Origin of the sequence: Streptomyces sp. KR55, assembly GCF_052245645.1 — a bacterium.
In the GTDB taxonomy this organism is placed as follows: domain Bacteria; phylum Actinomycetota; class Actinomycetes; order Streptomycetales; family Streptomycetaceae; genus Streptomyces; species Streptomyces flavusporus.
Map to the genome: position 1 here is coordinate 1 of NZ_JBQQCE010000439.1, position 8,216 is coordinate 8,216.

The following is an 8,216-nucleotide window of genomic DNA, read 5'->3' on the forward strand; positions in this document are numbered from 1 at the left end:
GGCTCGGCCTGAACAACTCGATGATGTACGCGGTGATCCTGCTCGGCGCGGTCCCCTCCATCGCCAACGGCCTCGTCTCCGGCGTCGACCAGGTGCCGCCGCTGTTCCTGCGGGCGGGCCGCACGATGGGCGCGACGGGCCTGAGGGGCACCTGGCACATCGTGATGCCGGCCGCGCTGCCCGGCTATCTGGCCGGCCTGAAGCAGGGCTGGGCGTTCTCGTGGCGGTCGCTGATGGCCGCCGAGATCATCGCGTCCTCGCCGGAACTCGGCGTGGGGCTCGGCCAGTTGCTGGAGAACGGCCGCAACACCAGCTCCATGTCCATGGTGTTCCTCGCCATCCTGCTGATCCTGGTCGTCGGCATCGCGATCGACCTGCTGATCTTCAGCCCGCTGGAGCGGCGGGTGCTGCGCAGCCGCGGCCTGTTGGTGAAGAGCTGATCCCCATGCACAACCCGGTCCTCCTCGTCATCGCCCACGGCAGCCGCGATCCGCGGCACGCCGCGACCGTGCACGCCCTCGTGCGGCGGGTACGGTCGCTGCGGCCGGGGCTGCGCGTGGAGACCGGTTTCCTGGACTTCAACGTCCCGTCCGTGCAGCGCGTGCTGGAGTCCCTGGCGGCGGAGGGAGCGCGCGATGTCGTAGCCCTTCCGCTCCTGCTGACCCGGGCGTTCCATGCGAAGGCCGACATCCCGGCGGTCCTGCGGGACGCGCCGCGGCAGCTCCGGATCCGCCAGGCGGAGGTGTTGGGTCCCTCCCCGCTGCTGCTGTCGGCGCTCGAACGCCGGCTGTACGAGGCGGGTCTGACGCCGGCCGACAAGCCCTCGACCGGGGTCGTGCTGGCCTCGGCGGGCTCCACCGACCCGGAGGCGATCGCAGTGATCGCAGAAATCGCGCGGGAGTGGCGGCACACCGGTTGGTGCGCCGTGCGACCTGCGTTCGCCTCCGCATCCCTTCCCCGCACCGAGGACGCGGTCCGAGAACTGCGGGCGCTCGGCTGCCGGCGGATCGCCGTCGCCCCGTACGTCCTGGCCCCCGGCTTCCTGCCGGACCGCATCGCGCGGGGCGCGGCCGAGGCGGACGTACTCGCCGATGTGCTGGGCCCGGCGCCGGAGGTGGCACGGGTGCTGCTGGAGCGGTACGACGGTGCGCGTACGCCGCTGCGGGCAGCGGTCGGCGCCTGAGGCCCGCCTGGGCGGCGGCCACGGTCACCCTGCCGCCGGCTCGGTGAGCTCCACCAGCTTGACGACCGTGTTCCAGTTCCGGGTCGTGGCGATCACGCCCTTGTTCAGCCGCGGTCTGGCCAGGTACTCACCGAGTCTGGACCGGCCCAGGCCGTTCGGTGCGTACAGGTACAGGGCGCGGTCGCCGAGCCGGAACTCCTCGGGGAGGAAGGCCGCCCGGTCGATCTCCGCGAAACGTTCGGCGTCGACGGGCGCGGAGAAGTACGTGACGTGGAGCTGCTTGGCCTCCAGGTCGGCGGCCGGGAAGGGACAGGCCTCGGCTATCGCCTTGAGGTAGGCGTGGTCACGCACGATCACCTCGACGCCGAAGCCGAACTTCCGCTCGATGGCCCGGGTGAGCTCCGCGGCCAGGGACTCCTCGTCGCCGTGCTCGCTCGTGAACACGGCCTGACCGCTCTGCAGATACGTGCGCACGCTGTCGTGACCGAGGCTCTCCATCAGGGTGCGCAGATCGGCCATCGGGACCTTCTTGGCGCCGCCCACGTTGATTCCGCGCAGCAGCGCCGCATACGTCGTCGTCACCCGCACACCATAAGCGGCCGTCGTGCCCCGTGGGGGCGGGCACGACGGCCGCGTCCCTGTGGTGCGGGCTGCGCGAAACTCTGGCCGATGGGCGGGCCCGGATCAACACCTACACGCACCTGTGACTTGTTCAACAAGGTTTCGTAATCACAAAGGGTGCGAAGGGGATCCCTGATCGCCGGCCCCGACATCTGCCGATGGATGTAAGGGGCCGCTGTCCTCCCCAGTGGTGAGAGGCGGGGGGGCCGTCGGGAGGATCCGGGCGCCCGGCGCTTCACCGGGCAGCACGACGAGATGGCTTTATCCGGCCCATACCTTCGAAGCGAAAGGTGGCGGCAGGGGGCCGCCGCCGCTCACGAGGGGGCAGCCCGTCATGGGGAACGGAGAAACACGGGTGCGGGGACTCGCCGCCCGGGCAGGCGGCTGGAGCGCCCGGCACCGATGGGCGGCCGTCGGAATCTGGGTGCTGTTCGTCGTCCTGGCGATGGGGCTCGGTTCGGCGGCGGGCCGAGTCGACGTCGCGGACAGCGACCAGCTCAAGGGCGAGACGCACACCGCCGCCAGGATCATCGAGGACGCCGGCATCGAGGAACCGGCCGCCGAGACCGTGCTGATCCAGTCCAGGGACGGCGGCGTGAAGGCGACGGACCCGGAGTTCCGGGCCGCCGTCACCGCCGTCGTCGAGGCCGTCGACGCGACCGGTGAGGTCACGGACATCACCACGCCGTACGACACGAAGACGATCTCCGAGGACGGCCGCAGCGCGCTGGTGCAGTTCGACATGCGGGGGGAGTCGGACACCGCGGGTGAGCGTATCGAGCCGGTGCTGAAGGCCGTCGAGGACGTCCAGCAGAAGCACGAGTCGCTGCGGATCGAGGAGATCGGCGGCGCCAGCATGATGAAGACGTTCGACGACGCGTTCGGCGACGACTTCCAGAAGGCCGAGTACTCCGCCGTACCGGTGGCCCTCGGCATCCTGCTGATCGCCTTCGGCGCACTGGTGGCGGCGCTGCTGCCGGTGCTGCTGGCGATCACCGCGATCATGGCGACGATGGGTCTGATGGGCCTCGTCAGCCATGTGATGCCGATGAGCGAGACCGCCAACTCCGTGATGCTGCTGGTCGGTCTGGCCGTCGGGGTCGACTACTGCCTGTTCTACCTGCGCCGCGAGCGTGAGGAGCGGGAGGCCGGCCGGGACGCCCAGACCGCGCTGCGGGTCGCCGCCGCCACCAGTGGCCGGGCGATCATCGTCTCCGGTGTCACGGTGTGCGTGGCGATGGCCGGCATGCTGTTCACCGGGCTCGCCGAGTTCGAGGCGATGGGTCTGGCGTCGCTGATGGTCGTGGCGGTCGCCATGGTCGGTTCCGTCACCGTCCTGCCCGCGCTCCTTTCGCTGCTGGGCGGGCGGGTGGAGAAGGGACGGATTCCGTTCCTGCGCCGCCGTCGTCGTCAGGGCAACGGCTCCGGGGAGAGCCAGTTCTGGACGGCCGTGCTCAGGGGCGTGCTCGCCAGGCCCGTCGTCTCCGTCGTGGTGGCGGCCGGTGCGCTGCTTGCGATCGCGGCCCCCGCGGTCGGTATGAAGACGCAGAACCTCACCCTGGACCAGGAGTTCGGCGACTCGCTGCCCATCGTGCAGACGTACAACCGGGTCAACGAGGCCTTCCCGGGCGGCTCCGAACCCGCCGAGGTGGTCGTCAAGGCCGACGACATCAACGCGCCCGAGGTGCGGTCCGCCCTCGCCGACTTCCGTGAGCAGGCGGTCGGTTCGGGCGCCTCGCGCGGCCCGGTCGAGATCAAGCTGGACGACGCCGAGAACGTCGCCTTCGTATACGTCCCGTTGGTGGGCGGCTCCGACCTGGACAAGGCGGGCGCAAGCCTGGACAAACTCCGCGACCAGGTACGGCCGGACACGCTCGGCAAGGTCGACGGCGTCCAGGCGCCGATCACCGGCGGGGTCGCCATGTCCAAGGACTTCAACGACCAGCTCGTCGGCTCGGTGGTCCCGGTCTTCGTGTTCGTCGTGGTCTTCGCGTTCCTGCTGATGCTGCTGTCGTTCCGCTCACTGACGATCGCGGTCACGTCGATCGTGCTGAACCTGCTGTCGGTGGGTGCGGCGTACGGCATCCTCGTCGCCGTCTTCCAGCACGGCTGGGGTGCCTCGCTGGTGGGCGCGGAGGGCGTCGGTGCCGTTGTCAGCTGGCTGCCGCTGTTCCTGTTCGTGATCCTGTTCGGCCTGTCGATGGACTACCACGTGTTCGTGGTCTCGCGGATCCGCGAGGCGCGACTGCGGGGCCGTACGACGCGGGACGCCATCACGCACGGCGTGGTCACCACGGCCGGGGTCGTCACCAGCGCCGCCGTCATCATGGTCGCCGTGTTCGCGATCTTCGGGACGCTGTCCATGCAGTCCATGAAGCAGATGGGCGTGGGCCTCGCGGCCGCGGTGCTGATCGACGCGACGATCATCCGCGGTGTGCTGCTGCCGGCGGTGATGGCGCTGCTCGGTGAGCGCAACTGGTACCTGCCGAAGTGGCTGCACCGGCTGCCGGACCTCACGCACGACGAGTCCGCCGAGGCGGTGGCGCAGCCGCAGCCGCAGCCGCCGGCGGTGGAAGGAGAGCGGGTGGGGGTCTGACCCGCCTTGCGCCGAGGGCCCGTTGGTTCGGGGGAACCAACGGGCCCTCAGCCATGCCTGCTACTTCCGGAGTTCGGCCTCGATGAGGTCGGCGGCCCGCTGCGTACCGCCCTCCTTCGCCATCTCCGCCTGGAGGTCCGTCAGCCGGCGGGCCACCTCCGGGTCGTCGACCAGCGCGAGGGCCGCCTCGCGCAGGGTTTCCGCGGTGGCCTGCTCCGCCGGGACGTGGCGGGCGACACCGAGCGCCTGCAGCATGTCCGCGTTGCCGAACTGGTCGACGGCCTGCGGTACGGCGATCATCGGGGTGGCCGTGGCCATGCCCTCCTGGCTGCCGCCCGCACCGGCGTGCGTGACGAACAGGTCGGCCTGCTTGAGGATCGCCAGCTGCGGGATCCAGGAGCGTACGTCGACATTCTCGGGTACGTCCCCCAGCTCGGCCGGGTCCACATGCTTGCCGATCTGGAGCACCAGGTGCCAGCCCGGCAGCTCACCGAACGCCTTGACGCACTCCCGGTAGAAGTCGGGCTGCTTGGTGAAGGCCGACCCGAGCGAGACGAGCACGACCTTCTCGGCGTCGGCGGGCCGCTGCCAGTCGCCCTCCGCGCTGCGGTCGCCCTGGCAGGCGCCGACGAAGGTGTGCACGGACTCGTCGACCCGGTCGGCGTTGGGCTGCAGCGCCTTGGGGATCAGAACGAGGGAACGGGCCGGCCGGCCGGCGAACGGATCGGGATGCTGGGTGATCCCGTTCTCCTCCAGCCAGCTCTGGAAGCGGGCGTAGTAGGCCCGGCCACGCTCGGTCTTCTTCGGCTCCTCCCACATCGGCTCGGCGACCTCCTCCTCGTAGCCGTCCCAGGCGACCAGGTTCGGCGAGAGGGAGATCGCGGGCACGCCCCAGCGGTGGGCGAGGACCCGGGCCGGGTAGGAGGCGATGTCGTGCAGGACGAGGTCCGGCTCGTCGCCCGCGTATGCCTCGATCAGCTGCGGCAGCGCCTGGATGGCGTCGTCGAGGAAGGGCTCGACGTTGTCCAGCAGCGTGGTGCCCCACGCCTCCGGGTCGTCGTCGGGCGAGGGCAGCGTCGAGTTCCAGAGCTTCACCTCGGCACCGGTCTCGGCGACCTTCTCCGCGAACACCGGCGGGATCGCATACGTCACCCGGTGCCCGCGCGCGACGAGCTCGCGGATCACCTCGAGGCTCGGGTTCACGTGGCCGTGGGCGGCGATGGAGAACATGGCGATATGGGTCATGGCCAAGACCATAGGCGAGACGATACGTCTCGTGCAACCTGGTTTCACGGGGCCAGCACCTCGTGCAGCCTCAGCCACGCCCCCGGCGGCACCTCGCCGACGAGGACCCCTGCGTCGAGGCGCGCCACGCGGAACGCCGCGTCGACCCGCCGCCTCGGGTGGGCCCGGCGCAGCGACGCGTGCAGCGAGCCGCCGACTCCGGAGAAGCCCAGCTCGACCAGGCGCCGCCAGCTGTCGTAGGTACCGGCGTCGAGCAGTGGGGTGCGGCGCCGCTCGATCCGTACGATCCCGGCGTCCACGCGTGGCACGGGCCGGAAACTGTGCCGCCCGACCCGGCCGACCAGCCGCCACTCGTGGCGCGGCCAGGTCAGGATCGTCAGCCGGGTCCAGCTTCCGTAGTCGCCGGTGCGTTTGCGGGCGTACTCGAACTGGGTGAGGAGCGTGGCGTCGGTGAGGGCGGGTGCCCGCAGGCACCAGTCGACGATGGCGGCGGTGCGGGAGAAGGGGACGTTGCCTGCGACGGAGAAGGGAGTGCGCGGGGGACGAGCGGCGAGGAAGTCGTCGCCGATGATGCGGACTTGGGGTGTGCCTGCGAAGCGGACTCGTAGGGCGGGGACGAGTCGTGGGTCGATCTCGTACGCGCGCAGTTCGCGGCAGCGCGGCGCGAGCAGCTCGGTCAACGCACCCTTTCCCGCGCCGACTTCGAGCAGCAGAGGGCTCTCTTTGCGGCGCGGGACGGCGAGTCGGGCGAGGCGTGCGGCGGCGGCGCGGTCGGTGAGGAAGTTCTGCGAGAGCGCGCGGGAAACGCGGGTGGGGCGGCCCATGGCCTGCGGTCCTTGTCTTCCGTGACGGGAAACGGGCAGACGAAGGCCCCGACCGGAAGACGAAGGAATGGAGGAGTCGCTGACGCGCGGGCGTCAGCGCGTATTGCTCCCCGGGCCGGTCAGGGCACCGGGGCCGCGGCGCATCCGGATGGAGTACGTGCAGCCCCGGCCGTGACCGGAGATGAAGATCGCGTTGGGTCCCACGTACGGCACGCTAGGCGGGCCGGGGTGGGGCGGGCAACGGATTTTCCGCGGGACGGCCCCACGCCGTCCGACCTGTGGGAATGCGACACTGGCGGGCGGTGGGGGATCAGGACAGCCGGGGGACACGGAGGCGGACGATGGACGAGGCACGGGCGCGGGACGTACTGGTCGCGGCGGGGGTACTGCCCGGTCCGGCGCGGGACGCGCGGCTGCTCGCCCTGGGTGAGAACGCGGTGTTCGCCGCCGGTGACCTGGTCGTCAAGGTGGGCCGTGACGCGGAGCTTTTTGACCGGGCGCGGCGCGAACTGGACATCGCGGTGTGGCTGGCCGAGGCGGGCGTACCGGCGGTGCGGGCGGCCGAACGCGAGGCGCTGCTGGTGGAGGGGCACCCGGTGACCGTGTGGCACCGGCTGCCCGATCCGGTACGGCCCGCCGAGCCACGGGATCTGGCCGAACTGCTACGGGTCGTGCACGGCCTCCCCACGCCCTCCTTCGAGCTGCCGCCCCGCGAGCTGCTGGGCGGCGTGGAGCGCTGGCTGCGGTTGGCGGGCGACGCGATCGATCCGGCGGACGCGGCGTATCTGCGTGAGCGGCGGGACGGGTTCGCTGCGGCAGCGGGTGGGCTGCCGCCTCATCTGCCGCCGGGGCCCATTCACGGGGACGCACTCCCTCGGAACGTCCATGTCGGACCCGACGGCCCTGCCCTGGTCGACCTGGAGACCTTCTCCGCCGATCTGCGTGAGCACGATCTGGTGGTCATGGTGCTTTCCCGGGACCGGTACGGGGTGCCTGCGGCGGCTTATGACTCGTTTGTCGAGGCATATGGCTGGGATGTGCGGGAGTGGGAGGGGTGTTCGGTGCTGCGCGGCGCACGGGAGACGGCCAGTTGTGCGTGGGTGGCTCAGCATGCGCCCAGCAATCCGAAGGCGTTGGCGGAGTTCGAGCGGCGGGTGGCGTCGTTGCGGGAGGGGGACGAGACGGTGCGGTGGTATTCGTTTTGAGCACCTACGGTTTGAGGAGCTTTCTGTTGTAGGGCGACTGCGGGTGCTACGTGACTGGTCGCGCCCACGGTGGGGGTCCCTCCGCTCATGGGGGTCCCCCGCGCGAGCGAAGCCGAGCGTGGGGGAGGAGCCGCACATCGTCACAGCCCCGCACCCCTTTAGGGGCATCACCTGGCCGTGGCTGAGAGCTTGGCGTCGGGCCTCAGACCGTCTCGCCCGCCACCGGCTCCCCCGCCGGCTCCCTCAGCGGCCATGTCCCGTCGATCACCGCGGTCGCGTCGCCCTTGCGGCGCAGGAAGGTTTGGAAGTCCGCCGCCCACTCGGCGTACCACTCGATCTGGCGGCGGTGCAGTTCCGCCGGGCCGAGGGCCGCGATCTTGGGGTGGCGGGTGGCTATCGCGCAGGCCAGCCGGGCCGCGGCGAGGGCGTCGGCGGAAGCGTCGTGCGCGGAGTCGAGTGTGATGCCGTACTCCCGGCAGACCGCTTCGAGGTTGCGCTTGCCGCGGCGGTAGCGGTCGGCCCGGCGGTCGATGGTGTACGGG

6 protein-coding genes and 2 pseudogenes are annotated in these 8,216 nt (G+C 71.0%); 4 read left to right on the forward strand and 4 right to left on the reverse strand.

Annotated elements, in window-relative coordinates:
- Together ACTWQJ_RS40890 and ACTWQJ_RS40895 are read left to right on the forward strand one after the other, a co-directional pair.
- The coding region (locus ACTWQJ_RS40890) for an ABC transporter permease (RefSeq protein WP_443311494.1) at positions 1-440 on the forward strand (440 nt) is incomplete at its 5' end.
- Between the two features lie 5 nt (positions 441-445).
- Positions 446-1,183, forward strand: a complete 738-nt coding sequence (locus ACTWQJ_RS40895) for a sirohydrochlorin chelatase (RefSeq protein WP_443311495.1) — start codon at positions 446-448, stop codon at positions 1,181-1,183.
- 24 nt (positions 1,184-1,207) lie between these two features.
- Here ACTWQJ_RS40895 and ACTWQJ_RS40900 read toward each other — a convergent pair whose 3' ends face one another.
- Positions 1,208-1,765, reverse strand: coding sequence for a DUF1697 domain-containing protein (locus ACTWQJ_RS40900; protein WP_443311496.1), 558 nt, complete (start codon positions 1,763-1,765; stop codon positions 1,208-1,210).
- Between the two features lie 373 nt (positions 1,766-2,138).
- Between ACTWQJ_RS40900 and ACTWQJ_RS40905 the strand changes: the two genes are divergently transcribed.
- Positions 2,139-4,400, forward strand: coding sequence for an MMPL family transporter (locus tag ACTWQJ_RS40905; protein ID WP_443311497.1), 2,262 nt, complete (start codon positions 2,139-2,141; stop codon positions 4,398-4,400).
- 60 nt (positions 4,401-4,460) lie between these two features.
- On the opposite strand, the pseudogene ACTWQJ_RS40910 reads toward ACTWQJ_RS40905, so the two are convergent.
- Together ACTWQJ_RS40910 and erm are read right to left on the reverse strand one after the other, a co-directional pair.
- Positions 4,461-5,682, reverse strand: a pseudogene (locus ACTWQJ_RS40910) (glycosyltransferase).
- Positions 5,683-5,689: 7 nt separating this feature from the next.
- Positions 5,690-6,469 (reverse strand): ErmE/ErmH/ErmO/ErmR family 23S rRNA (adenine(2058)-N(6))-methyltransferase, encoded by a 780-nt coding sequence (gene erm / locus ACTWQJ_RS40915; RefSeq protein WP_443311498.1) that lies wholly within the window; start codon positions 6,467-6,469, stop codon positions 5,690-5,692.
- A 341-nt stretch (positions 6,470-6,810) separates the two neighbouring features.
- Between erm and ACTWQJ_RS40920 the strand changes: the two genes are divergently transcribed.
- Positions 6,811-7,674, forward strand: a complete 864-nt coding sequence (locus tag ACTWQJ_RS40920; RefSeq protein ID WP_443311499.1) for a phosphotransferase enzyme family protein — start codon at positions 6,811-6,813, stop codon at positions 7,672-7,674.
- A gap of 202 nt (positions 7,675-7,876) precedes the next feature.
- Here ACTWQJ_RS40920 and ACTWQJ_RS40925 read toward each other — a convergent pair.
- Positions 7,877-8,216 (reverse strand): annotated as a pseudogene (locus ACTWQJ_RS40925) (3'-5' exonuclease); the annotation flags it as partial.